Origin of the sequence: Pseudomonas sp. GD03862, from assembly GCF_029840855.1 — a bacterium.
Lineage (GTDB): Bacteria > Pseudomonadota > Gammaproteobacteria > Pseudomonadales > Pseudomonadaceae > Aquipseudomonas > Aquipseudomonas alloputida.
On record NZ_JAOCDI010000023.1, the window covers coordinates 1 to 25,503 of the forward strand.

Sequence of the window (25,503 nt, forward strand, 5' to 3'; positions counted from 1 at the left end):
CACGCAACGCCTGGCACTCCTCGCGGCACCCTTGCACCTCCGCCGCCGTCTCACGCGCCAAATCGGAAATCCCCTGCACCGTCCGGTTGATTTCCTCGGTCACCGCCGACTGCTCCTCGGTAGCCGTGGCCACCTGGTGGTTCATGTCACTGATGTGCTCTACCTGGTCGGTAATCGCGCTCAGTGATGCCCCGGTGCGCTGGCTCGATTCCACGCCACTGCCGGTCGCCTGCTGCCCTGCCTGCATTGAACTCACCGCCGAACCTGCACCTAGCTTCAGGCGCTGGATCATCTGCTGCACTTCATCGGTGGACAGTTGTGTGCGCCGGGCCAGCGTACGTACTTCATCGGCCACCACAGCGAACCCGCGCCCCATCTCCCCTGCCCGCGCGGCCTCGATGGCAGCGTTCAACGCGAGCAGGTTGGTTTGCTCGGAAATGCTGCGGATTACCGCGAGCACTTCATCGACCGAGGCGACTTCGTCGGCCAGCTGGCTAACCGCATCGGCCGCCTTGCCGATGTCGCCCGACATGCCCTCGATGCCACGAATGGATCGTTGCACCACCTCGCGGGCCTGCAACGCCTCGTCTCGTGCCGACTGCGACGCCTGGGCCGCATCGCCGGCATTGCGGGCGATGTCCTGCACGGTCAGGCCCATCTCGTGTACAGCAGTGGCGACCATTTCGGTCATCTCCTGCTGGCGCCCGGAGCGCTCGGCGGTGTTGTCCACCACCTGGGTTACCTGCTCCACGGCCCGCCGCAGCCGCTCGGAGGTATTCAACACCTCGCCGATCAGGCTGCGTTGGCTGTCCAGGAAGCGGTTGAAACCACGGGCCAGGTCACCCAGCTCATCCTGACGCGAATCGTCCAGGCGGTGGCTGAGATCACCCGCTCCACTGCCAATCTGAACCAATGCGGCGGTAACGCGGCGGATCGGCCGCACCAGGCCACGCGCCAGCAGTACCACCAACAGCAGCGACACCAACGCGACGGCGCCACCGATCAGGCTGGTCAGCCAGACGGCCTGATGCATTTGCGCGTAAATTTCCGACTCTGGCACTTCGGCCACAAGGGTCCAGTTGAGGTCGCGCAGCGGCAGGCCCAGCGCCAGGTAGCGCTCACCGTCACGGCTGAAGCGGCTGCTACGCAGGCTCTCGCCTCCGGTCATGACGCCTTTGGCTGCGTCCGCGCCAAGCTGCTCGGCAAGCTGGCGCTTGCCACTGAAGGCAGCATCGGGATGCACCTGGATCAGGCCATCGTTGCGCACCAGGAACACCTTGCCGTGCTCGCCAAAGCTGAAGTCGTGGATCAGCTTCGATAACTCGGTCATGCGCAGGCCCATGCCGGCCACACCCACCAGCTTGCCTTCCTTTTCCACGCGATAGTCGATGAACAGAGCCAGTTCGCCGGTGGCACCATCGATGTCGATGTTGATGAAGCGCTCGGCGCCGCTGTCGATGTAACCGTAAAACCACTTGTCCTTGGGGTTGCTGCGGCTGAGGGTGCGGTCCAGGCCGTTCTCGTTGTAGTAGTGGCCGGTTTCGGTCGAGGCGAACAGCGCAGTGAAGGCGTGGTTGCGCTGTTTGGCGGCGGTCAGGTATTCGATGAATTGGGGCGCCTGCGCGGGATCTTCACCGGCAGCAAGCCAGTCGCGCAGCAGGGTGTTACCGGCAATGTCCGCGGCAGCGACCAACGGTTGGCCCAGCATACGCTCGATGTCGTTGCGGATGGCTTCGATGCTGGCTGGCAGGGCAGTGTCGACCAGGTAGCGGTCGGTGAGGCGGTTGAGCGCCACGGTGAAGATAATGACCACCACCAGGATGCTCGCCAGCAGGGCAGCGCCCATGCTGGTGATCAATTGCAACTGGATGCTCTTACGCCAGATACGCATGCCCCTACTCCCCGCACATTATTGTTTTGCGGAAAGTGTATACACTTGCGTATCCAGTTAATCCAGTGATCTGAGGCAATCAGATGCACCCTGTAGGAGCGGGTTTACCCGCGAATGCGGTGTTGAAGCCACTGACGCATTCGCGGGTGAACCCGCTCCTACGGGGGGACGGTGTAAGGCCGTGGCGTCGATCTGCGCTTGAGTTCGCGCAAGGGTCTGCTGATGCCTGTAGGAGCGGGTTTACCCGCGAATGCGATGTTGAAGCCACTGACGCATTCGCGGGTGAACCCGCTCCTACGGGGGGACGGTGTAAGGCCTTATTGCTCAGCGATGGTCCGCACGATGGCATCCACCGTGGCGTCGATCTGCGCTTGAGTTCGCGCAAGGGTCTGCTGATGCTCCTTCTGCAGTTCAACCTGTTTGGAGCACAGGTTAAGGGCAGCCAGCACCAGCAGTTTGTCACCGATCAAGGTCGGGTACTGACGCTTGGTCTCGTTAAGGGCTTTGTTGAGCATCCGTACCGCCTGGGCCAGGGTTTCTTCCTGGCCTTCGGGCGCCTTGATCGAATAGTCGATGCCGAGGATCGACACGACATTGATCGGCTGCTCCTGCAGTCTCATGCGCCAACAACGCCCGCGCTGGCGCGCTCGACCAGGGCCTGGATGCGTGCTGCGGTAGCGCCGTTCTTCTCTTCCTGCTCCATCAGCGACAGCTGCAGGGTTTCGTTCTCTTCCTTGGCCTGGGCCAGTTCCTGGCCAAGGGCGGTGTTCTGCTCGATGAGTTGAGCGTTTTTCTGCATCAGGTCGCTGACCAGTTGCTCGATTTGATTCAGGGAAGCTTCCAGCATGGGTCTATCTCAGGTTGTTGCGAGGGGCACACACGATAAAGAAAAGTGCGCCCTATCGCCATTAAATATCGGATTCATAAGGTGTCGAACCCGCAGATTGACAGGGTAATCGACCCCTTGTTCCGACCTGGATCAACCGCCGGTCAGGAAAAGGTCAGCGGTTGCACCATTTTCCCCGAACGCATTCAAGACTGGCCAGTCACGACCGATAGCCCGGCAAGTCATGTTTTGTCGCTCTTTCCCCACTTGCCTGGATCCTCCTCTCCATGTCCCTACGCAACATGAATATCGCCCCGCGCGCGCTTCTCGGCTTCGCGCTCATCGGCCTGCTGATGCTCGGCCTTGGTATCTTCTCCCTGGTGCAGATGGGCAACATCCGCCAGGCGGGCGTTGCCATCGAGCAAGTCAGCGTGCCCAGCATCAAGATCCTCGACGAACTCACCGCGCTGAACCTGCGCATGCGCACGCTTTCCTACCGCCTGCTGCTCAACCGCGAGCCGGCAACCCAACGCGATACCCTCGATCTGCTGGACCAGCGCAACAGCCAGATCGACCGTGCACGCCAGGCCTACCTGCCAATGATCGTCGCCGCCGACGAACAGGCAGCATTCGACCAGTACGGTCAGTTGCTCAACCAGTACCGCCAGTTGGAATCGCGCATGCGCACACTGAGCCAGGCCGACCGCCTGGATGAATTGCGTGACCTGCTCAACCGCGACCTGCTGGCCAACTCCGAGCAGATCAACAAGGTCATGGACACCTTGGTACGCATCAACACTGACCAGACTCGCGCCACCAACGAAAAAGCCGCCAACCAGTATGCCGGCGCTTTCGCTCTGGTGATCGGCCTGCTGGTTGCCGCCACCGTACTGACCTTCGCCTGTGCTTTCCTGCTGACCCGCAGTATCGTCAAGCCGATCGAAGAAGCGCTCAAATGCGCCGAGCAAGTCGCCGACGGCGACCTGACCCACGTCATCCGCGCAGAGGGCACCGACGAAGCCGCCCGGCTGTTGCGCGCCATGGCGCGCATGCAGGACAAGCTGCGCGACACCTTGCAGCAGATCGCCGGCTCCGCCACCCAGCTGGCCTCGGCGGCAGAAGAGTTGAATGCCGTCACCGACGAAAGTGCCCGTGGCCTGCAGCAGCAGAACAATGAGATTGAACAGGCCGCCACAGCAGTCACCGAAATGACCAGTGCGGTGGAAGAAGTGGCGCGCAATGCCGTGAGCACTTCAGAAGCCTCCAGTGAAGCCAGCCGCTCCACCGGTGATGGTCGTGACCTGGTGATGGAAACCGTGGGTGCGATCGAGCGCATGAGTGGTGATGTGCAGGCCACCGCCAAGCTGATTACCCACCTGGCAGAACAGTCGCGCGACATTGGCAAGGTGCTCGACGTGATCCGTGGCCTGGCCGACCAGACCAACCTGCTGGCACTCAACGCAGCCATCGAAGCCGCGCGGGCCGGTGAAGCGGGCCGTGGTTTTGCCGTGGTCGCCGATGAAGTGCGGGCATTGGCCCATCGTACCCAACAGTCGACCAGCGAAATCGAGCGCATGATCGGCAGCATCCAGGGCGGTACGGAAGAGGCGGTAGAATCGATGCGCACCAGCACCGAGCGTGCGGAGTCGACACTGAACATCGCCCGGGGCGCAGGCATGGCACTGGACACCATCGCCGGCGCGGTGGCGCAGATCAACGAACGCAACCTGGTGATTGCCAGTGCGGCGGAAGAGCAGGCCCAGGTAGCGCGGGAAGTGGACCGCAACCTAGTGAACATCAATGACCTGTCGGTGCAGAGCGCTACCGGGGCGCATCAGACCAGCGCAGCGAGTGCCGAGCTGTCGCGCCTGGCGGTAGACCTCAATGGTCTGGTAGCCCGGTTCCGCACCTAGAAGCAGTCGCGGGTACGCCCGCTCCCACAAGGTTCACCGCAGTCCTGAAGATAGCGATGACCCTGTGGGAGCGGGCGTGTCCGCGAAGAAGCCAGACTGGCCACTGGATCAGTAATCGATCCGCACATCCCCTTTCGGCACGCTGCAGCACGACAGGATGTAGCCCTCGGCTTCGTCCTCTTCGGTAATCCCGCCGTTGTGCTCCATCTCCACCTCGCCGCCCAGCTTGAGCACCTTGCAGGTGCCGCAGATGCCCATGCCGCAGGCTTTCGGGATCATCAGGCCAACCTTGGCTGCCGCCGCATGCACGGTCTCGCCCGGGGCGATGCGGATGCTCTTCTCGCTGCCGATGAACTCCACCAGATTGAGGTCGGAAACGTCCAGCTCCGGTGCATCGGCCGCCTGCTCGGCGTGCTCCACGGCATCGGCCTTGGCTTCCGCCGGCGTCGCGCCGAACGACTCCTCGTGGTAATTCGCCATGTCGAAACCGACCGCTTCGAGCAGGCGCTTGACCGCTGTCATGTACGGCGTCGGGCCGCAGCAGAACACCACGCGCTCCATGTAGTCCGGCGCGATCAGTTCCATCAGCCGCTGGTTCAGGTAACCGCGGTAACCCGCCCACGGCTCGCCCAGGCCGTGCTTTTCGCAAATGATGTGCAGGCTGAAGTTGGGGATGCGCGAAGCCATCTGCTCCAGCTCGCGGTGATAGATGATGTCCTTCGGCGAACGGGCGCTGTGCACGAACACCATGTCGACATTGGCGTTGGTGTCGTAGAACCAGCGCGCCATCGACATCACCGGGGTAATGCCCACGCCACCCGACAGGTACAGCACCTTGCCCGACGGGAAGTCGATGGCGTTGAACAGGCCCACAGGGCCGTGCACCGGCAGCTCGAGGCCTTCGTGCATGGTGTCGTGCAGGAAGTTGGAGACCAGGCCGCCCGGCACGCGCTTGACGGTGATCGAGAAGCTGTAGGGCACTGACGGCGAACTGGAGATGGTGTAGGACCGCATCACGGGCTTGCCTTCGATCTCCAGCTCCAGGGTGACGAACTGCCCTGGCTTGAAGAAGAACATGATCGGCTGGTCGGCCATGAAGCAGAAGGTGCGCACGTCCCAGGTCTCCTGGATGACCTTGACGCAGCGCACAATGTGGCGGCCGTTGGCCCAGGTCTGGGTAGTGACCGGATTGAGGAAGGTATCGGACATGTTCATCTCCAGCGGCCGACTATGGCCCTTTTCATGGCTGCGATAATGCGCAAGCTGAAGACGACGCACATTCCTGCCTGCGACATCGACGTGCTTATCGCGACCAGCCCCGTGGCACAAGGGCTGGCGCGTCGTTATTCAAATCGGCCATGTCGCCCATGGATACGGTTCGCGGCGTCTTCGGACGCACACTCCACGGCAAAAGAACTAGCTGTTTTATCTGAAGCAGCCTTGCGGCACCACAACAACGATTAGCCACCTTTTGCCGGCCGCATACGGCCCCGAGGAATACACGATGGACGTCACCGCAACCCTGAGCCTGGGCGATCCACTTGAACCTGCACGCAAGGCTACCGCCGAGATGTTGCAGACCCGCGAGCGCACCTACTCGCTGCCCCAGCCTTTCTACACCGACGAGCGTCTGTTCCAGATCGACATGCAGGAGATCTTCCATAAAGAATGGTTGATCGCCGGCATGACCTGCGAGATCCCGGCCAAGGGCAACTACATCACCCTGCAGATCGGCAAGAACCCGATCATTGTGGTGCGCGGTGCCGAAGGCAAGGTGCATGCCTTCCACAACGTCTGCCGCCACCGCGGTTCGCGCCTGTGCGTCAGCGAGAAAGGCAAGGTGGCCAAACTGGTGTGCCCATATCACCAGTGGACTTACGAGCTGGACGGCCGCCTGCTGTTCGCGGGCACCGAGATGGGTGCTGACTTCGATATGAACCAGTACGGCCTCAAGCCCGTGAACGTGAAGGTGGCCGGCGGCTACATCTTCATCAGCCTGGCGGAAAACCCGCCTGCCATCGACGAGTTCCTGGCCACGCTGGACCATTACATGGAACCGTACGACATGGAGAACACCAAGGTGGCGGTGCAAACCACCTTGATGGAAAAGGCCAACTGGAAACTGGTGCTGGAAAACAACCGCGAGTGCTACCACTGCAACGGTTCGCACCCGGAACTGCTGCAAACCCTGCTGGAGTGGGACGACACCAACGACCCGCGCGCCAGCCAGGAATTCAAGGACCATGTGGCCGCCTCCGCCGCTGCCTGGGAAGCCGAGAAGATCCCGTACCTGCACAAGAGCCACGGCCTGCGTAACCGCATCGTGCGTATGCCGCTGCTCAAGGGCACCGTGTCGATGACCATGGACGGCAAGCAGGCCTGCCAGAAGCTGATGGGTCGCATCAAGAACCCGGACCTTGGCTCGATGCGCATCCTGCACCTGCCGCACTCGTGGAACCACTGCATGGGCGACCACATGATCGTGTTCACCGTGTGGCCGATCAGCGCCCAGGAGACCATGGTCACCACCAAGTGGCTGGTGCACAAGGATGCCGTCGAAGGTGTGGACTACAACCCCGAGAACATGCGCAAGGTATGGGACGCCACCAACGACCAGGACCGCCGTCTGGCCGAAGAGAACCAGCGCGGGATCAACTCCACGGCGTACCAGCCTGGCCCGTATTCGAAGACTTACGAGTTTGGTGTGGTGAACTTCATTGACTGGTACAGCGGGCGGCTACTGAACAACCTGGGAGCAGAGCCTGCGCCGTATCTGAAGGAAGTGCAGGCGCAGTAACCCGTACCACCCACTGGCACGGCAAATTGCCGTGCCAGTGGGTTTATGGTCGCCTTATGTCCCGATTCGGAGACGGAGGCGGCGCACTGGGTTCAGTACCCCAGCGACGCCATGCATCAATAGCTGCTCGACCTGCCGAAGCGATCCTGGCCCCGAGTGCCGTGCCTCTGCCCCACACGTACGAAGCCCCTTCGACAACCATGCGCACACCGGTGACTTCATAGAATGTCTCCCAGGCTACCCTTACCCCCGACACTCCGGGCTGTCCTACCCCCCTCCACACAGCCTGTGCCGCCTCGGCGTTGGAGAACAAGCCACCGCTGATGTTCCCAATTGCGTTGCCCAGCCCCAGGCGACGGCCGTGACTGGTCAGTACATTACCAATCCACCCTTGTTCGACTCCGCTCATTGCGGTGCCTGCAACCCCCATTACTCCTGTGTAGAAAAGGCTAGTATTACCAATCCGGGATCTTAGGCTCGGCGCGGTATATTCCGGACCGGAATGCGGTCTTTGCAAGTCGGCGACCACGTTTCTGGCCGTTCGCGCGATAGCCCCGCCCAGCGTCACCGAACTTGAAAACATGCTTATGCCACTGATCGCCGGGCTAATCACGTCGACCTGGGGGCGGGCGGACCGGATGGCCGGGACGGCGCCACTGGGGTCGACCCGGTTGATCGGGTCGCCACCGCAGTAGGCATAGGCATTCAGCCCACCCTCCGAGAAAGGGCTGAGTGAGTCGGCAGAGTGAAAGCGCATCAGCACAGGGTTGTAGGTTCGCCGGCCATTGCCCAGGTGATAGCAACCCGTCAGGCGATCGACCATCTGCCCGGCGAAGGCAATATTTCTTGCACCAGCATAGGCCCCGTATGCTGAATACGACCTTGGAATCCCGCCCATGTGGGTAGGGATAACGGGTTGCAGCATGCCATGCATGATGAACGCTCAGCCGATAGTGATCGCTCATTCTACTCGCCTGAAACAGGACTGCTAACTGATAGAAATGATAGGTTCTTGGTACTTATTCACAGGTTTTGACTCAGGTGATCCTGAATTTTTACCTGCCCTCAGGGTTCAAGCGTGTGTGAGCCCCGATTGGCTGTTTTCTGATCAAAGCACTCGAAGACAGGAACGGCGGGGCCTACAGCCGGTATCAAACAGATTATCCACAGACCGGCTCACAGAGATTGTGGGAAAATCCTGGCAAAAAGCAGCATGCCCGCATCAGGCGATGCCAAGGGAAGCTGATCATTTTATGATCTAAACCGTGTAAGCGCCGTTATATAAGGCTTCCAGCCATGCACCAACAATTTATCCACACCTTGGCGAACAGATTCCGTGGGCAAAACGGAGCGTACCTGACATTCGGCCAGTTTGCTGGAATCCAGGCATGTGAGGGGGGAAGTGAATAACTTATACACAGGGGACTGGGCTATGAATTGTGTCGCAGGGGCCGCAGCGGGCCCCAGGATCTCGAGTCTGGCTCAGGATTGTCAGGGCTGCTAAGCGGCCCATCGCGTCACACAGGCCGCTCCCACGGGACTCAGCGCAATACGCCCTCTTCCACCAGCAGCTTGAGGATCGCCTCAGCGCCTTCCTGCGGCGAAACGTCCTTCAGCACCTTGCCACCACCGCCACTGGCCTTGGCCGTCGCGGCCTTCATGCGGTCGGCGCCGCTCTTGGCCTTGATCACCTTCAAACGCTTGGGCCTTGGACGGGCCGGTTGCAGCTCGGCTTCAGCCAACAGCTCATCTTCGACAATGGCCACGTTACGCGCCGCCAATACCCCCCGGCGCGCAGGCCCAAAAGCGCTCTGGCGCGGCTTGGGCGCAGCGTTATCCACAGTCGCCAGCAATGGCAGACGTACCTTCAGCCGACGCCGCTGACCACGCGGCAGGGCCTGCAATACCTGCGCGGTGCCGTTGTCGATCGACTCCACCTCAGCCAGCCCGACAATCAGCGGCCAGCCGAGCTTTTCGGCCAGCAGGAACGGCAACATGCCCGATCCCTCGCCAGTCTCGGCCTGGCTGCCGGTCAGCACCAGTTGGGCCCCGGCGTCGCGCAGATAATCGCCCAGCACGCCCAGCACATCGGCCCCGGCCGGTTGCTCCAGCACGTCGAGGTGGTCCAGGCCCATGCCCAGGTAAGCGCGCAAGGCCTCTTCCTGTGGATCGCCCGCATGCACCACCTGCAAGTTATCCCCAGCCAGCTGCAAACCCAACTCCACGGCACGGGCATCCTGCTCGGCGCGGCGGGCGCGGCCAGAGCTGGGGTGGGCACCAATGGAAACCAGGCTGATCACTTTCGTACTCATGCTCGTGCCCTTATACCGCGTCGCGCTGGCCGCCGCTGCGGTAGTTGTCCACAGCCTCGATCAGCGCCTTGAGAATCGCCGAGCTGTCGCCAATCACCGACAGGTCAGCCCGTTTGATCATGTCGCAGCCCGGATCCATGTTGATCGCCACCACCTTGTCGCAGGCACCGATACCCTGCAGGTGCTGGATCGCACCCGAGATACCCACAGCCACGTAGACACGCGCGGTAACCCAGGTGCCGGTAGCCCCCACCTGGCGGTTGCGCGGCATGAAGCCGTCGTCCACCGCCACCCGCGAGGCACCTTCGGTAGCGCCGAGGGCTGCGGTGGCCTTGTGGTACAGGTCCCAGTCCTTGACACCGTTGCCGCCCGAGACGATGAACTCCGCTTCGGCCATGGCAATGGTGGCCGGGTCGACGGCCACCGAGCCAAGGTCTTCGATGCGCGGCAGGCTGCGTGCCACGCTTGTGGACAACTCCACCGGCAGCGCTTCGTGACGGGTTTCGCTGACCGGTTCGGCGCACTCGGCCGCCGCCAGGATCAGGCGCGGCACAGTGCGTTGCAGGTCTTGCTGGCCGGCACCGGCGCGGCCGATGCACTGGCCGTCCTTGACCTGCCATACCCGCGTTGCCGGGCGCTCGCCCAGCGCGGCGCCCAGGCGCCGACCCAGTTCGCCGCCACCGGTGCGGCTGTCAGGCAGCAGCCAGTGGCGCGGCGCGAACTGGTTATCCACAGCCCGCAGGCCTTGCACCAGTTGCTCCGGTGCATAACCTTCAAAGGCCTCGCCTTCGATAACCAGCAGGCGATCGACACCGGCTGTGGAAAAGTTGCTTTCCTTGTGCTCGTTGAACACCACGGCCAGCACCGCCCCGTCGCTGCCGGCCAGGCTGTGGGCCAGGCCAAGCAGGTCGCGGTCGTGGCTGCTCAGGCGGCCGCCGACCATGTCCGGCACGACGGCAATGTAGAACGCCGGCGCCGCCACCTGGTGCAGTGGCAACTTGACCTCGGCTGCTGCCGTGCGCCGCCCGCCCGCGCCGGTGCCCTGCTGGGCGCCGCTGCGGTCGATGCGCTTGATGCCGGCCGGGCCGACAAAGCCTGCGGCAATCGCATGTGGGTTCTTGCGGATGATGCCGTTGGGCCCCATCCAGCTGGTCTGTTGCGTCTGCATCGCGGCATGCAGCGGGTGCAGACGGTTACGGGCGATCCACTCGGCGCGTGGATCGCGGCGGATAATGTCGCTCATCAGTGCACCTCCGCAGGTTCACGTTTAGCCGTTTGCGGCTTTGGGACAGTGGATGCGTCCTCCTCGATCAGCACGTCGGCCACCAGTTCGGCCAAGTCCTTGATCTGTGGGCGCGGCTCGACCACGCCTTCAAGCATGGCGGTGCACTGCGGGCAACCCACGGCTACCAGCTCGGCCTCGGTCTCACGGATGTCGTCCATGCGCATATCGGGAATACGCTGCTTGCCAGGGATGTCAGTGATCGGCGCACCGCCACCACCACCGCAGCAACGGGAACGGAAGCCCGAGCGCTGCATCTCGCGCACCTCGATACCCAGCGCCTTGAGCACTTCGCGCGGGGCTTCGTACTCGCCGTTGTAGCGGCCCAGGTAGCACGGATCGTGGTAGGTGACGCTGCCGCCCTTGTGCTGGCCCAGGTTCAGCTTCTTGGCCGCGATCAGTTCGGCGATGTAGGTGCTGTGGTGCTGCACCTGGTAGTCACCGCCCAGGGCGCCGTATTCGTTCTTCAGCACATGGAAGCTGTGCGGATCGCAGGTGACGATACGCTGGAACTTGTACTTGGCCAGGGTCTGGATGTTGCGCTTGGCCAGTTGCTGGAAGGTTGCCTCATCGCCCAGGCGGCGCGCCACGTCGCCGCTGTCGCGCTCTTCCAGGCCGAGTACGGCGAAGTCCACGCCCGAGGCTTTCAATACTTTGACAAACGAACGCAAAGTGCGCTGGTTACGCATGTCGAAGGCACCATCACCGACCCAGAACAACACTTCGGTCGCTTTCACTTCAGACAGCAGCTGCAGGTTAAGGTCGGCAGCCCAGTTCATGCGCCCGCCGGGGGCGAAGCCGCCGGGGTTGTCGGTGGCGATCAGGTTGTCCAGCACCTCGGCGCCCTTGTTCGGGGTGGCGCCCTTTTCCAGGGTGAGGTGGCGGCGCATGTCGACGATGGCATCGACGTGCTCGATCATCATCGGGCACTCCTCGACGCAGGCACGGCAGGTGGTGCAGGACCACAGCGTCTCGGCGTCGACCAGGCCATTGACGATCGGCTGGTGTGGATTGCCGCCGTGTTCGCCGATTGGTTTGCCAGGGTATGGGCTACCGGCGAATTGCGCGTCAGTGCCACCGGCAAGGCCGATGACCATGTCCTGGATGAGTTTTTTCGGGTTCAACGGCTGGCCAGCGGCAAAGGCCGGGCACATGGCTTCACATTTACCGCACTGCACGCAGGCATCGAAGCCCAGCAGCTGGTTCCAGGTGAAGTCCACCGGCTTTTCCACGCCAAGGGGCGCGTTCGGGTCTTCCAGGTCCAGCGGCTTGAGGCCGGTGGAGCGGCCGCCGCCGAAGCGTTCGGCACGGCGGTGCCAGGCCAGGTGCAAGGCACCGGCGAAGGCGTGCTTCATCGGGCCGCCCCAGGTCATGCCAAAGAACAGCTCCGACACACCCCACAACACGCCCAGGCCCAGAACGGCGACCATCACCCAACCACCGGTGTTGGCCGGCAGGATTCCGGCGACCGGCAGGGTGGCAATGAAGAAGCTCACGGCGAACGCCAGCAAACTCTTCGGCAGGCGCATCCACGGGCCCTTGGACAGGCGAGAGGGCGGGTTGAGGCGGCGTTTGAAGACAAAGATGGCACCGGTGAACATGATCACCGTGGCGATCAGCAGTGCGTAGCCGAGGATCTTGCTCTGCAGGCCAAAACCATGCACCAGAATGGCCAGGACAGCAGACAGCACAAAGCCGCCCGCAGTGGCCACGTGGGTCTTGGACATGTATTTGTCGCGCTCAACCACGTGGTGCAGGTCCACCAAGTAGCGGCGCGGCATGGCCAGCAGGCCGCCGATCAGGTTGACCTTGGACGGCCGGCCACGGCGCCACATGCGCACCCGGCGCAAGGCACCGAGCACTGCCAGGCCAAGGGCAGCGAACAGCAGGATGGGTAGAAGGGTGTTCAACATGGGAGGCTCCCACAAACAGCTGGATTCTTGCGCCGACCAGAGGGCGAGACTGGCCCCATGTAAGAGCGGGTTCACCCGCGAATGCGTCCGGTCAGGCAACAGTGTTGTCAGTGCTGACGCATTCGCGGGTAAACCCGCTCCTACAGGGATCGCGCCCGATGGCGGCGACTGTTAACGATCAGAAGTCCTTGCACAGGCGCAAGGCGTCGTAGATCGCCGCATGCACGTTGCGCTGGGCCACGCAGTCGCCGATGCGGTACAGCAGGTAGCCTTCGCCCGGCTGGCTGAGGATCGGCTGTGGCTTGATGGCGAACAGCGCCTCCACGTCGATCTGGCCCTTGTTGCGCGAACCTTCCTTGAGCGCGTAGTACAGCTCTTCGTCAGGACGCACGCCGTTTTCAACCACGACTTGATCGACCACGCGCTCTTCCTTGGCGCCGGTGTATTCGTTCTCCAGTACCGCCACCAGCTTGTCGCCTTCGCGGTAGACCTTTTCCAGCATCATGTCGCCGGTCATAATCACTTCTTTGGGGTACATGCTGCGGTAGTAGGTGGGGAAGGTGGTACCACCCATGGCCACACCTGGCTTGATGTCGTCGGTGACGATCTCGACCTGGCTACCCTTGTCGGCGATGAAGTCGGCGACCGACATACCGGTGAATTCGCAGATGGTGTCGTACACCAGCACGTTCTTGCCCGGCGCTACCTTGCCATCGAGCACATCCCAGCTGCTGACCACCAGCCCTTCAGCGGCGCCCCAGTGCTCGTTCTGCTCCAGGAACGAGTGTCCACCTACGGCCAGCACGATGACGTCCGGGCGCAGGTCCTGGATGGCGGCCACATCAGCGGCAGTGCCCAGGCGCAAGTCGACTTTCAGGCGAGCCAGCTCAAGCTGGTACCAGCGTGTGATACCGGCAATCTGGTCACGCTGCGGGGCCTTGGCGGCAATGGTGATCTGCCCGCCAATCTGGTCCCTCTTCTCGAACAGGGTCACGTCGTGGCCGCGTTCAGCAGCCACGCGGGCCGCTTCCATGCCGGCAGGGCCTGCGCCAACCACCACCACCTTGCGCTTGACGCCGGTGGTCTTCTCGATGATGTGCGGCACACCCATGTACTCACGGGAGGTCGCGGCGTTCTGGATGCACAGCACATCCAGGCCCTGGTACTGGCGGTCGATGCAGTAGTTGGCACCGACGCACTGCTTGATCTGGTCGATCTGGCCCATCTTGATCTTGGCGATCAGGTGCGGGTCGGCCATGTGCGCACGGGTCATGCCGACCATGTCCACGTAGCCGCCTTCAAGGATGCGCGTGGCCTGGTTCGGGTCTTTGATGTTCTGCGCGTGCAGCACCGGGACCTTGACCACTTCCTTGATACCGGCCGCCAGGTGCAGGAACGGCTCCGGCGGGTAGCTCATGTTGGGGATGACGTTGGCCAGGGTGTTGTGGGTATCGCAACCCGAGCCGACCACGCCGATGAAGTCGAGCATGCCAGTGGCGTCGTAGTAGGCAGCGATCTGCTTCATGTCCTCGTGGCTGAGGCCATCAGGGTGGAACTCGTCACCGCAGATACGCATGCCCACGCAGAAGTCGTCACCCACTTCGGCGCGCACGGCTTTCAGTACTTCCAGGCCGAATTTCATGCGGCCTTCAAAGGTGCCGCCCCATTCGTCGGTACGCTTGTTGACCCGCGGGCTCCAGAACTGGTCGATCATGTGCTGGTGCACCGCCGACAATTCCACGCCGTCCAGGCCACCCTCTTTGGCGCGACGCGCAGCCTGCGCGTAGTTGCCGATTACCCGCCAGATCTCTTCCACCTCGATGGTTTTGCAGGTGGCGCGGTGTACAGGTTCGCGAATGCCCGATGGCGACATCAGCGTCGGCCAGTTGAAGCCGTCCCAACGCGAGCGACGGCCCATGTGGGTAATCTGGATCATGATCTTGGCGCCATGCTTGTGCATGGCGTCGGCAAGGTTCTGGAAGTGCGGGATGATGCGGTCGGTCGACAGGTTGACCGATGCCCACCATTCCTGCGGGCTGTCGATGGCCACCACCGACGAGCCGCCACAGATGGCCAGGCCGATGCCGCCCTTGGCCTTCTCTTCGTAGTACTTCACATAGCGGTCGGTAGTCATGCCGCCGTCAGTGGCGTAGACCTCGGCATGCGCGGTGCTGAGCACACGGTTGCGGATGGTCAGTTTGCCGATCTGGATCGGCTGGAACATTGCTTCGAATGCCATGACGCTATCTCCGGCTTACAACGGCTTTGTAACGAACAGGCCATCTTCGTGGCCTTCTTCCGACCCGCCATAGACCTGCTCGGCCACGGTGCGGATCTTGCTGCCGCGGGCAGCGAGAATCTGGTCCATCGCGCCAGCGAACCAGCCGGTGAACATGTAGTCGACCTTGCGGCCGCACTTGCCATAGACGTACACGAACGCAGAGTGCTTGAGCTTGACGCTGCAGGTACCTTTATCCAGGTCGATATCCTGGATCTCGAACAGGCCCCAGCCACGCTGGCTCAGGCGCTTCATGTAGTGCTCGAACACCGCCACGCCTTCCAGGCCATGGCACTCGGCCTCTTTTTCACACCAGTGCCAGGCAGACTTGTAGCCAGCCTTGTAGAGGATCTCGGCATAGGCGTCGGCGCCCAGCACTTCCTCGATGCCCATATGGTTATTGACGAAGAAATGCCGAGGCACATACAGCATCGGCAAGGCGTCGCTGGTCCAGACACCGGTCTCGCTGTCGACTTCGATTGGCAATTGCGGGGCGATTTTGGCCATGGAAACTCAACTCCATAAAATTTTTTGTGGGTGCCCCGGCGTTGCTGGCAGGGGCTATCAGGCTTGGAGAGCGGCTTACTCGCCCCAGACATCCTTGAGGACGTTTACCCAGTTCTCGCCCATGATCTTGCGCACCACGCGCTCGGAATGGCCGCGTTTGAGCAAGGTCTCGGTGAGGTTGGGGAATTCGCCGACGGTGCGAATGCCCAGCGGGTTGATGATCTTGCCGAAGTTGGTCAGACGGCGGGCGTAGCCCTTGTCATGGGTCAGGTATTCGAAGAAGTCCTGGCCGTGACCCTGGGTGAAGTCGGTACCGATACCGATGGCGTCTTCACCGACGATATTCATGGTGTACTCGATGGCCTCGGCGTAGTCATCGATGGTCGAGTCAATGCCTTTGGCCAGGAACGGCGCGAACATGGTGACGCCGACGAAACCGCCGTGATCGGCGATGAACTTCAGCTCTTCGTCCGACTTGTTGCGCGGGTGCTCTTTCAGGCCCGAGGGCAGGCAGTGCGAGTAGCACACCGGCTTTTTCGATTCGAGGATGACTTCTTCGGAAGTCTTGGAGCCGACGTGGGACAGGTCGCACATGATGCCGACACGGTTCATCTCGGCAACGATCTCGCGACCGAAGCCGGACAGCCCGCCGTCACGCTCGTAGCAGCCGGTGCCCACCAGGTTCTGGGTGTTGTAGCACATCTGCACGATGCCCACGCCCAGCTGCTTGAACACGTCCACATAAGCAATCTGGTCCTCGAACGCATGGGCGTTCTGGAAGCCGAAGAGGATGCCGGTCTTGCCCAGCTCCTTGGCCTTGCGGATGTCGGCGGTGGTGCGCACCGGCATCACCAGGTCGCTGTTGTCGCGGATCAGCTTCTGGCTGGACGCGATGTTGTCGACGGTAGCCTTGAACCCTTCCCAGACCGACACCGTGCAGTTGGCCGCAGTGAGACCGCCTTTGCGCATGTCTTCGAACAGCTCGCGGTTCCATTTGGCGATGATCAGGCCATCGATGACGATGCTGTCGGCGTGTAGTTCGGCTGGGCTCATCAGGCTGTCCCCTTTTATAGAGTTGGGTCGCGCCAAACCTTCTGCCGGCGCTTTGAGGCCAGCATATGCCTGTGCCCCGAGGCGCCCCGGTGCAAAAACGACAGGGGGTTTGCCGAAAGCGTCAATGCGCGACAAGAGCGCGTCTGGCGCGTGTTCCGGGGATGAGAGACAGTCTCGATAACGACATTCGCGGCCGGTACATGAACATTTGGTCAGGGAGCTACCACCTGACCTCTGGCTGAGCGAGAATCCCTGCGATTCGACAGCCTGTTGAGGAGAAAACGGATGAAATCAATGGCATGGCTGGTGCTGCTGGCCATCGTGAGCGGGGCCCAGGCCGGTGAGGAAGAAAGCACACCTTGCGACAATGTGGAGACCGACCAGCAAACCTTCGCCTGTGCAGCATTCAACAAGCAGGTCGCCGAGCGTGAGCTGCAGTCGGCCTATGACGACCTGATCGAGCGCATGCGTGATCAGTTTGGCGACGAGGCAGGCCTGATGTCGCGAATAGAGGCAGCCGAGAAAGTCTGGAGCCAACTGCGCGATGCAGACTGCAAGGTCGAAACCCATGCTGAACAACCCGGCAGCAACGCCTACCAGATCGCCTGGAACAGCTGCATTGCACAGCGCAGCGATGAGCGGGCGGAGTATTTGCGCAGCCTGGGCTCGCAAAACAGTGACGAGCCGGCACCCGAAGATTGATCAGCACGCGCGAGTGAAGGATCAACTCCAGAGGAACAACATGCCGCTGATGCCCCCTGCGTAATTGCTCGATAGTGCCCTCAGACCACGTGCTCACCATGTGTGTCTTGGAACTCACAACTATCAAGGAATTACAAAGTGGCTGACATCAAAGTTGAAATGGAAAAAATCCGCAAAGAGGGTCAAGAGCGCGTAGCCGCTACCGGCCAGACCATCTGCATCTTCGCTGACAATGTGCCTGCCAACATTGCAGAAGACATCCTGGCCGGCATGCGCTTGATGACCGAACTGGCCAACAAGAAGTTCGACAAGGAAACCCAGCAGCGCGAGTGGTACAACTTCTACAACGATGGCCTGATCAAGTTTGGCTGGACCATGACGGGCGCAGCACATGCCGAAGATGCCATTGATGAGGACAACCTGACCCTGGCAGAGCTGATCACCAAGTCCGTCACCATCAGCGTCTCCGCGGACCCTCGTCGCGCCGCCTGCGCCCGGCGTGTTCTGCAAATTGTCGTGCAGAAACCGGAAGTCAAGGCGCACCTGGAAAAGCACAGCCATAGCGAAACCGGCAAATCGAGCAACTTCGTGGTCGCCCAGTGCGAAATGACGCCACAAGGCCTGCCTGCGATGCACATGACCAGCTTCCAGGCCAGCTACGACTCGAAAGTCGAGCGTGAAGGCGCCCTGACCCGCAAGGTGGACAAAACCTCTACCCGCGTCTATCGCGCTTCGCAACAAGGCACGTTCAGCGTTCGTCACTTCGACGCTGCGCGTGACCTTGTGAATGAGAAGATCAAAGGCGACCTCGGCGCGTTTCTCGCTATCTGATTAGCGAGGCCGGGTACCAGAGCGCGCTGGTACCCGGTTCTGGTCATCTGCATCCATCGAGGAGCAATGCCACATGGACGATACGAGCCTGGACACCCGAATATTCGAGGAGCGGCTAAGCATCAAGCCTGCGCCCTGGCTGACACTCGATACATGGGAAGATTTGCAGCTATGCCTGCGTTATTCGCAAGCAGTAGCCAATGAAAAATACTCGATGGAAACCCAGCCTCAGCAATGGTTCACTGTCGCTATCGCCACCTTGCAATCATTGAAATTCACCCTGCTCGAACATACACATAAAACCATTGTGTATGAGCCGCACTTGCTTGCATTAAGCGATGTGTACAGTGGCTTTCTACCCCCACCGCGCGAAAAAGGGCCTTGGTTCAAGAGCCTCGACGAAAATGTTCAAGCCGCTCTGCAGTCGGCAGGTACGCGTACCTTCACCGTCATGAACGCCTCTTCACATCTCAGTATCGAAATGGACCATGAAGGGGACCAGGTCCCGGTTGCGATCCTGTTCTATGCCTACTGCATTACCGACCCGATCGAGCCCACCAGAAAGTTGAACCTGATATTCGATCACCTGGGTGCACGCTTCAATGCAGCGGGTTTCGCCCCGCTTCGCAAGGATCTGCAAGCAAGGAATCGCGAAAAGCTAAGGGCCATTCTCGAGCGTGAACTGGATTGAAGCTCACTTTGTACCGCTGGGCCGTCGCTCTTCCCGCGGGCACCGTCCAAACCTCAGCTTGTAGCGCCGCGTGAAATAGGATGGCAGTTCAAACCCGCACGCAAGGCTGACTTCAGTCACCGACATGTCGGTCTGGGCCAACAGCTGGCGCGCCTTGTCCAGCCGTAACCCGAGATAGAAACCGCTCGGTGTTGCATCCAGGTGCATGCGAAACAAACGCTCCAGTTGACGCCTTGTCACCTTGATCGCGGCAGCCAGTTCCAGCGTACTCAGCGGTGGCTCGATGTGTTTTTCCATTTCGCCAATGGCATGGACCAGCTTCTTGTTACTGATGCCATAACGTGCACCGATCTGCATGCGCTGGTGGTCCTGGCGCTGACGGATACGACCCAGCACGAACTGCTCGGACACCTTGACCGCCAGTTCGCTGCCGTGAGACTGGGCAATCAGGTGCAGCATCAAATCGATCGAGGCCGTTCCGCCGGCACAGGTGATGCGGCTGCGGTCAATCTCGAACAGCTCCTGGGTGGCTTGAAGGCCTGGATAGCGTTCCTTGAATGCCTCAAGCGCCTCCCAATGCAATGTCGCCCGGTAGCCCTCGAGCAGCCCTGCCTCGGCCAGCACCATCGCGCCCGTATCGATGCCACCGAGCATGACAGCTTCGTGGTTGAGCCGGCGCAACGCATGCAGCAGTTTGGGTGCGACATTGGCCAGTGGTTCGAAGCCCGCGACCACCAGCAGGATGTTGGCCGGCTCGCCCTCCCCCAAGGCGGCATCGGCATTGATCGACATGCCATTGCTCGCCAGCACCGCCTCACCGTCCAGGCTAAGCACCTGCCACCGGTACAACTGCCCCCCAAAACGATTGGCCACCCGCAGTGGCTCCACCGCCGAAATGAACCCCATGGCAGAAAAGCCGGGCACCAACAGAAAGGCAATCGTCTCCATCATCCCCTCCTCCACAGAAACTGGTCGCCCCGGTGCTAATTCCTGTCGCTAGCGTGCGCTTGGGCAAGGTAGCGCCAGCGTAGCGTATTCACACGGTCCGCAGAGGCCGCCCTCAATAACAATATGCACTGCCGATGGAGAGCCACCATGCACAGCTTGATCCGCCGCAGCCTGTTGCCCCTTGCCCTGAGCAGCATCGTCGCCACCCCGCTTTTCGCCGCCGAGCCCGCCGCCTGCAAAAACGTGCGCCTTGGCGTGGTCAACTGGACCGACGTCATTGCCACCAGCGCCATGGCCCAGGTACTGCTCGACGGCCTGGGGTACCAGACCAAACAGACCAGTGCCTCGCAACAGATCATCTTCGCCGGCATACGCGACAAACGCCTGGACATGTTCCTGGGTTACTGGAACCCGATCATGACCCAGACCATTACCCCGTTCGTCGATGCCAACCAGGTCAAGGTGCTGGACAAGCCAAGCCTGGAGGACGCGCGCGCCACCTTGGCCGTGCCGAAATACCTCTACGACAAGGGCCTGAAGACCTTCGCCGACATCCACAAGTTCGAGAAAGAGCTGGGCGGCAAGATCTATGGCATCGAACCGGGCTCCGGCGCCAACACCCAGATCAAGGCAATGATCACCAAGAACCAGTTCGACCTGGGCAAGTTCCAGCTGGTCGAGTCCAGCGAGGCCGGCATGCTCGCCGCCGTCGACCGCGCGGTGCGGCGCAAGGAGGCCGTGGTGTTCTTCGGCTGGGCGCCGCATCCGATGAACGTGAACATCGACATGGCCTACCTGGGTGACAGCCAGGATGCGCTTGGGCCTGACGAAGGCCGTGCGACGGTGTGGACGGTGACGGCGCCGGACTATGCCGAACGCTGCCCCAATGCCCACCGCCTGCTGGCCAACCTGAAGTTCAGCGCCGAGGACGAGAGCCGCATGATGCAGCCACTGCTCGACCACAAGGATGCGCTGGAATCGGCCCGCCAGTGGCTCAAGGACCACCCCGAGGACAAAGCCCGCTGGCTTGAGGGTGTGACCACCTTCGATGGCAAGCCGGCTGCGGACAACCTCAAGCTTACCGCCAACTGACAGGGCCCTTTCGCGGGCACGCCCGCTCCCACAGGTACAGCGCCACACTCGGGATCACATTGATCCTGTGGGAGCGGGCATGCCCGCGAAAAAGCCAACACAGACATCACAAGGAACTGCACCATGAACCACGACGTCATCATCACCTGCGCCCTCACCGGTGCCGGCGACACCGCCTCGAAAAGCCACCTGGTCCCGGTCACCCCCAAACAGATCGCCGAATCCGCCGTAGAGGCTGCCAAGGCCGGCGCCACCGTGGTCCACTGCCACGTCCGCGACCCGCAGACCGGCCGTTTCAGCCGTGATGTAAACCTCTACCGCGAAGTCATGGAGCGTATCCGCGAAGCCGACGTGGACATCATCGTCAACCTCACCGCCGGCATGGGCGGCGACCTGGAAATCGGCCCGGGGGAAACGCCGCTGGCGTTCGGTTCGGGCACCGACCTGATCGGCCCGCTGGAGCGCCTGGCCCATGTCGAAGCACTGTTGCCGGAAATCTGCACCCTCGACTGCGGCACCCTCAACTTCGGCGATGGCAACTCGATCTACGTGTCCACCCCGGCCCAACTGCGCGCCGGCGCCAAGCGCATTACCGAACTGGGGGTGAAGGCCGAGCTGGAAATCTTCGACACCGGCCACCTGTGGTTCGCCAAGCAAATGATGAAGGAAGGCCTGCTCGAAGACCCGTTGTTCCAGCTGTGCCTGGGCATCCCGTGGGGCGCACCTGCCGACACCACCACCATGAAGGCTATGGTCGACAACCTGCCTGCCAACGTCACCTGGGCCGGCTTCGGCATCGGCCGCATGCAGATGCCCATGGCCGCGCAGGCCGTGTTGCTCGGCGGGAATGTGCGGGTGGGCCTGGAAGACAACTTGTATCTGGACCGTGGCGTGCTGGCCAGCAATGGCCAACTGGTGGAACGCGCAAGCGAGATCATCACCCGCATGGGTGGCCGCGTGCTCAGCCCGGCAGAAGGCCGGGAAAAAATGAACCTCAAGCGCCGCTGATTCAACGATCGCAAATGCGCCGAAGACCCTGTGGGAGCGGGCGTGCCCGCGAAGCAGGCAACGCGATGGATGGCACCGGCCGTGCCGGTGTTCGCGGGCATGCCCGCTCCCACAGGGTTAGCCATGAACCCTGATGACTGTGTTTTACCCTGAGGACTAGCTATGCCCTTTATCACTGAAATCAAAACCTTCGCCGCCCTGGGTAGCGGCGTGATCGGCAGCGGCTGGGTCGCCCGCGCCCTGGCCCATGGCCTGGATGTGGTGGCCTGGGACCCGGCGCCCGGCGCCGAACAGGCACTGCGCAAACGTGTCGCCAACGCCTGGCCGGCACTGGAAAAACAAGGCCTGGCCCCTGGCGCATCGCAAGACCGCCTGAAGTTCGTGGCAACCATCGAGGAATGCGTGCGCAACGCCGATTTCATCCAGGAAAGCGCACCAGAGCGCCTGGACCTCAAGCTCGACCTGCACGCCAAAATCAGCGCCGCAGCCAAGCCTGATGCAATCATCGGCTCAAGCACTTCGGGCCTGTTGCCCAGCGAGTTCTACGAGTCGTCGACTCACCCTGAACGCTGCGTCGTCGGCCACCCGTTCAACCCGGTGTACCTGCTGCCGCTGGTCGAGATCGTCGGCGGTAGCCGCACCTCACCCGAGGCCATTGAAGCTGCCAAAACCATCTACACCGCACTCGGCATGCGCCCACTGCATGTGCGCAAGGAAGTGCCAGGCTTCATCGCCGACCGCCTGCTCGAAGCGCTCTGGCGCGAGGCCTTGCACCTGGTCAACGACGGCGTTGCCACCACGGGCGAAATCGACGACGCGATTCGCTTCGGCGCAGGCTTGCGCTGGTCGTTCATGGGCACGTTTCTGACCTATACCCTGGCCGGTGGCGATGCCGGCATGCGCCACTTCATGTCACAGTTCGGCCCTGCCCTGAAGCTGCCCTGGACGTACCTGCCAGCACCGGAACTGACCGACAAGCTGATCGACGATGTGGTGAGCGGCACCTCGGAGCAACAGGGCGAGCGCAGTATCGCTGCACTGGAACGCTACCGTGACGATACCTTGTTGGCGGTGCTCGAAGCGGTGAAAACCAGCAAGGCCAGCCACGGCCTGTCATTCAGCGATTAAGGAGGCCAAGATGCCCGCTCTGATCACCTACCGCACCACGGTCCAAGAGGACTGGGTCGATTACAACGGGCACCTTCGCGATGCCTTCTACCTGCTGATCTTCAGCTACGCCACCGATGCCCTGATGGAGCGCATTGGCCTGGACGCCGATAGCCGCGGGCAAAGCGGTAATTCGCTGTTCACGCTGGAGGCGCATATCAATTATCTGCACGAGGTGAAGCTGGGCACCGAGGTGTGGGTGCAGACACAGATCCTCGGCTTTGATCGTAAGCGTCTTCACGTGTATCACAGCCTGCACCGGGCAGGGTTCGACGAGGTGCTGGCGGCGAGCGAGCAGATGTTACTGCACGTGGACCTGGCGGGGCCGCAGTCAGCGCCTTTTGGGCACGCGACTGTTTGCCAATTGAATCACTTGGTAGAGCAACAGGAGGGGACGCCGGCGCCGCAATACATCGGGCGCACCCTAAAACTTCCTTCTTGAAGGATCAGGGAGCTGGCGCCAAGGTCTCCATAGATACGAAGCACCCTGGCGCCTTCACTCGCAACTATCAGACAGAACAGAAGCGAACAACCAAAACGATCACTCGTATGACACTCTATAGACTGGCCCTATCAGCCTTCTTGTAAATTTGAACCCTTCTGGTTTCCCACCGCCAGAATGCACACTCGTGATGAGGAAATCCCCAGAAAAGTTACTTCCCGTATAGCAGCTCTTTACCGTATACAAAATGTTGGCGAAGCATAATTTTCTCGGGGTTGAGCCACTGTAAAAGTCTTTTACCTCAACCCGTACGGGATCGACATTATTATCTTTGCATTCGGTATACCATGAGAGCAGGGCTTGTTCACCCGGTGTCAAATCAATGAAGCAACCCCGGTTCGCCCCATACAACCACAAACGAACGCGATGAGCAGGGTCCGGATAAAAATTGGCAACAGTGTCCCGATTTTCATTCAAAGTCCGCGCTACATCATTTTTATCTACCGTACCCATAGGAACCCCTTGATACTGCAACCGCGGGTTTGAATGATAGGGGATGGCGCCATGCGACGTTCGCATCTGCGTATGAAAATTTGGCGATGTATGCTTGTACCCATAAGCGTAAGCGGGTATGTCCTTATCGGGAAACTCGTCACTATGCATAGCCCCCATGTTATGCCCTAATTCGTGGCCTAACGCACCAAAGCAACTAATGGACGAGAAAGCCGTCTCCCTGTACGCTGGCATCTTCGCTATACCGCAGTAAATACTATACGTAGAAAGCATAGATACCAGATCGGCGCGCACTTTTTCACGTTCGATATGAATTTTCGCCCCTAATGGTCTATCGGCTATCATATCATTAAGCTGAGTACTGGGTTCTTTGCCTGTTTCATCGTAGTCGGAGTCGTAAATATTCGACAGCTCGTACACGGCATCGACTTTACTATTGATCAAGTATTGGTTGGCGTTCTGTAACGCCTGAGCCAATTCGAGCTTGTAATTCGGAAACGTGGCCCTCGACTGCTGCGTTGTAACGAATAGCACCCTAATAGTGCTTTTTGGCGACTGAGACGTACTGAGTGACTTGGTTTTTGCCTGCGCTTGCACAGGAACAGCTATCGGCGCTGCTTCTGGTGGTAATTTAGATTCATCCACCTTGACCAAGACTTGCTGGCCTTTGCCAACCGCCGTTAACCGGTAGAGCTGCCCATCCACCCGGACATCCCCAACGACCAGGTTGCCGTCACTCACTAACGAAACCCAGTTGAGCGGATCCATATCGATTTCCGCAGGTGAGGGGTAGAGTTGTCTGCGATTGGAAGGCAAATCGCCAACCCACCCTACCATTCCCGAAGCAACACTATCGCTTCTTGACAACTTGAAACTCACCGTTCGGCCGTCAGTCAGAGGCATTGATAGCATCGCCGTATCTTTCGATACAAGCCCAGGATTGACCTGCACTTCCTTAACTTCAGCGTCTTCTGCCACATTCAACAAAAGCTTCAAAAACTGGTCAGTACCCGATTGCCGCTCAAGGGCGGCGAGGTTCTGGTCTGGCTTGATCTGAAACAGCGTATCCGCCGAACTGTCGAGATAGTTTGTAGGGTCCGAAGCGGTGCATCCTCCAAAAAGAAACACAGCACCTAGCAAGCAGAATTTCAATTGTTTCCGGTTCATGTTCATGCTCCAGCTATCGGAGCTTTACTGGACCACGGGCATCGATTCCCAACAACTGACATAAATAACAGTTGCAAAAAAATAACCCCGGAAAGCCGTGAGCTACCGGGGCCAAGAGCGAGCAACATCCACTGCGTGTGAGCGAGGGTGACCAAACCCTCTGTACCGTG

The 25,503-nt window shown here is 60.9% G+C and carries 22 protein-coding genes; 9 read left to right on the forward strand and 13 right to left on the reverse strand.

The annotated features are described in order from the left end of the window. The 3 genes from mcpH to N5D53_RS15955 form a co-directional block, all read right to left on the reverse strand. On the reverse strand, positions 1–1,891 hold a 1,891-nt coding region (mcpH, locus tag N5D53_RS15945), incomplete at its 3' end, for a methyl-accepting chemotaxis protein McpH (protein ID WP_279840544.1). A gap of 317 nt (positions 1,892–2,208) precedes the next feature. Then, complete coding sequence (locus tag N5D53_RS15950; protein ID WP_003255684.1) at positions 2,209–2,511, reverse strand: cell division protein ZapA; 303 nt, start codon at positions 2,509–2,511, stop codon at positions 2,209–2,211. Next, entirely contained in the window at positions 2,508–2,738 is a 231-nt protein-coding gene (locus tag N5D53_RS15955; protein WP_003255686.1) for a hypothetical protein, read from the reverse strand. Before N5D53_RS15955 ends, N5D53_RS15950 begins: the two co-directional genes overlap by 4 nt. Before the next feature lie 266 nt (positions 2,739–3,004). Between N5D53_RS15955 and N5D53_RS15960 the strand changes: the two genes are divergently transcribed. Next, positions 3,005–4,630, forward strand: coding sequence for a methyl-accepting chemotaxis protein (locus N5D53_RS15960; protein WP_003255688.1), 1,626 nt, complete (start codon positions 3,005–3,007; stop codon positions 4,628–4,630). 108 nt (positions 4,631–4,738) lie between these two features. On the opposite strand, the gene gbcB is transcribed toward N5D53_RS15960, so the two are convergent. Next, the gene (gene gbcB / locus N5D53_RS15965; protein WP_014589387.1) at positions 4,739–5,839 is read right to left on the reverse strand and encodes a glycine-betaine demethylase subunit GbcB; all 1,101 of its coding nucleotides are present in this window, start codon (positions 5,837–5,839) and stop codon (positions 4,739–4,741) included. 295 nt (positions 5,840–6,134) lie between these two features. Here gbcB and gbcA point away from each other — a divergent pair, with 295 nt between their 5' ends. Continuing rightward, on the forward strand, positions 6,135–7,427 hold the full coding sequence (gbcA, locus tag N5D53_RS15970) for a glycine-betaine demethylase subunit GbcA (protein WP_014589386.1): 1,293 nt from the start codon (positions 6,135–6,137) through the stop codon (positions 7,425–7,427). 43 nt (positions 7,428–7,470) lie between these two features. On the opposite strand, the gene N5D53_RS15975 is transcribed toward gbcA, so the two are convergent. The 7 genes from N5D53_RS15975 to N5D53_RS16005 all read right to left on the reverse strand — a co-directional run bounded on the left by N5D53_RS15975 (position 7,471) and on the right by N5D53_RS16005 (position 16,772). Further along, positions 7,471–8,361: an RHS repeat-associated core domain-containing protein gene (locus tag N5D53_RS15975; protein WP_129932082.1), complete on the reverse strand. Its 891-nt coding sequence runs from the start codon at positions 8,359–8,361 to the stop codon at positions 7,471–7,473. Positions 8,362–8,968: 607 nt separating this feature from the next. Further along, positions 8,969–9,739 carry an electron transfer flavoprotein subunit beta gene (locus N5D53_RS15980; protein WP_003255694.1) on the reverse strand — a complete coding sequence of 257 codons (771 nt, stop codon included), beginning with the start codon at positions 9,737–9,739 and terminating at the stop codon, positions 8,969–8,971. 10 nt (positions 9,740–9,749) lie between these two features. Continuing rightward, complete coding sequence (locus tag N5D53_RS15985) at positions 9,750–10,982, reverse strand: electron transfer flavoprotein subunit alpha/FixB family protein (protein ID WP_190869764.1); 1,233 nt, start codon at positions 10,980–10,982, stop codon at positions 9,750–9,752. Beyond that, positions 10,982–12,934, reverse strand: coding sequence for a dimethylglycine demethylation protein DgcB (gene dgcB, locus N5D53_RS15990; RefSeq protein ID WP_104960625.1), 1,953 nt, complete (start codon positions 12,932–12,934; stop codon positions 10,982–10,984). Before dgcB ends, N5D53_RS15985 begins: the two co-directional genes overlap by 1 nt. 178 nt (positions 12,935–13,112) lie before the next feature. Further along, a complete protein-coding gene (dgcA, locus tag N5D53_RS15995; protein WP_003255697.1) occupies positions 13,113–15,173 on the reverse strand; it encodes a dimethylglycine demethylation protein DgcA in 2,061 nt (686 codons plus the stop codon). A 15-nt stretch (positions 15,174–15,188) separates the two neighbouring features. Continuing rightward, complete coding sequence (locus N5D53_RS16000; RefSeq protein WP_003255698.1) at positions 15,189–15,719, reverse strand: DUF5943 domain-containing protein; 531 nt, start codon at positions 15,717–15,719, stop codon at positions 15,189–15,191. A gap of 75 nt (positions 15,720–15,794) precedes the next feature. After that, the gene (locus N5D53_RS16005; protein ID WP_003255700.1) at positions 15,795–16,772 is read right to left on the reverse strand and encodes a dipeptidase; all 978 of its coding nucleotides are present in this window, start codon (positions 16,770–16,772) and stop codon (positions 15,795–15,797) included. A gap of 285 nt (positions 16,773–17,057) precedes the next feature. Here N5D53_RS16005 and N5D53_RS16010 point away from each other — a divergent pair, with 285 nt between their 5' ends. From N5D53_RS16010 to N5D53_RS16020, 3 genes are all read left to right on the forward strand, one after another. Next, positions 17,058–17,474: a lysozyme inhibitor LprI family protein gene (locus N5D53_RS16010; protein WP_104960624.1), complete on the forward strand. Its 417-nt coding sequence runs from the start codon at positions 17,058–17,060 to the stop codon at positions 17,472–17,474. Between the two features lie 138 nt (positions 17,475–17,612). Next, complete coding sequence (locus tag N5D53_RS16015) at positions 17,613–18,305, forward strand: hypothetical protein (RefSeq protein ID WP_020193117.1); 693 nt, start codon at positions 17,613–17,615, stop codon at positions 18,303–18,305. Positions 18,306–18,378: 73 nt separating this feature from the next. Further along, positions 18,379–18,996 (forward strand): hypothetical protein, encoded by a 618-nt coding sequence (locus N5D53_RS16020; RefSeq protein ID WP_104960623.1) that lies wholly within the window; start codon positions 18,379–18,381, stop codon positions 18,994–18,996. Between the two features lie 3 nt (positions 18,997–18,999). Here the strand turns inward: N5D53_RS16020 and N5D53_RS16025 are convergent, their stop codons facing one another. Beyond that, entirely contained in the window at positions 19,000–19,947 is a 948-nt protein-coding gene (locus N5D53_RS16025; protein WP_011953245.1) for a GlxA family transcriptional regulator, read from the reverse strand. A gap of 144 nt (positions 19,948–20,091) precedes the next feature. Here N5D53_RS16025 and choX point away from each other — a divergent pair, with 144 nt between their 5' ends. The 4 genes from choX to N5D53_RS16045 all read left to right on the forward strand — a co-directional run bounded on the left by choX (position 20,092) and on the right by N5D53_RS16045 (position 23,653). Further along, positions 20,092–21,036 (forward strand): choline ABC transporter substrate-binding protein, encoded by a 945-nt coding sequence (choX, locus tag N5D53_RS16030; RefSeq protein WP_014589378.1) that lies wholly within the window; start codon positions 20,092–20,094, stop codon positions 21,034–21,036. 123 nt (positions 21,037–21,159) lie between these two features. Further along, positions 21,160–22,044: a 3-keto-5-aminohexanoate cleavage protein gene (locus N5D53_RS16035; RefSeq protein WP_064490896.1), complete on the forward strand. Its 885-nt coding sequence runs from the start codon at positions 21,160–21,162 to the stop codon at positions 22,042–22,044. Positions 22,045–22,206: 162 nt separating this feature from the next. Next, entirely contained in the window at positions 22,207–23,172 is a 966-nt protein-coding gene (locus N5D53_RS16040) for an L-carnitine dehydrogenase (protein ID WP_020193114.1), read from the forward strand. 10 nt (positions 23,173–23,182) lie between these two features. After that, positions 23,183–23,653 carry a thioesterase family protein gene (locus N5D53_RS16045; protein ID WP_190869765.1) on the forward strand — a complete coding sequence of 157 codons (471 nt, stop codon included), beginning with the start codon at positions 23,183–23,185 and terminating at the stop codon, positions 23,651–23,653. Positions 23,654–23,752: 99 nt separating this feature from the next. Here N5D53_RS16045 and N5D53_RS16050 read toward each other — a convergent pair whose 3' ends face one another. Continuing rightward, positions 23,753–25,333: a zinc-dependent metalloprotease family protein gene (locus tag N5D53_RS16050; RefSeq protein WP_190869766.1), complete on the reverse strand. Its 1,581-nt coding sequence runs from the start codon at positions 25,331–25,333 to the stop codon at positions 23,753–23,755. Positions 25,334–25,503: the final 170 nt, after the last annotated feature.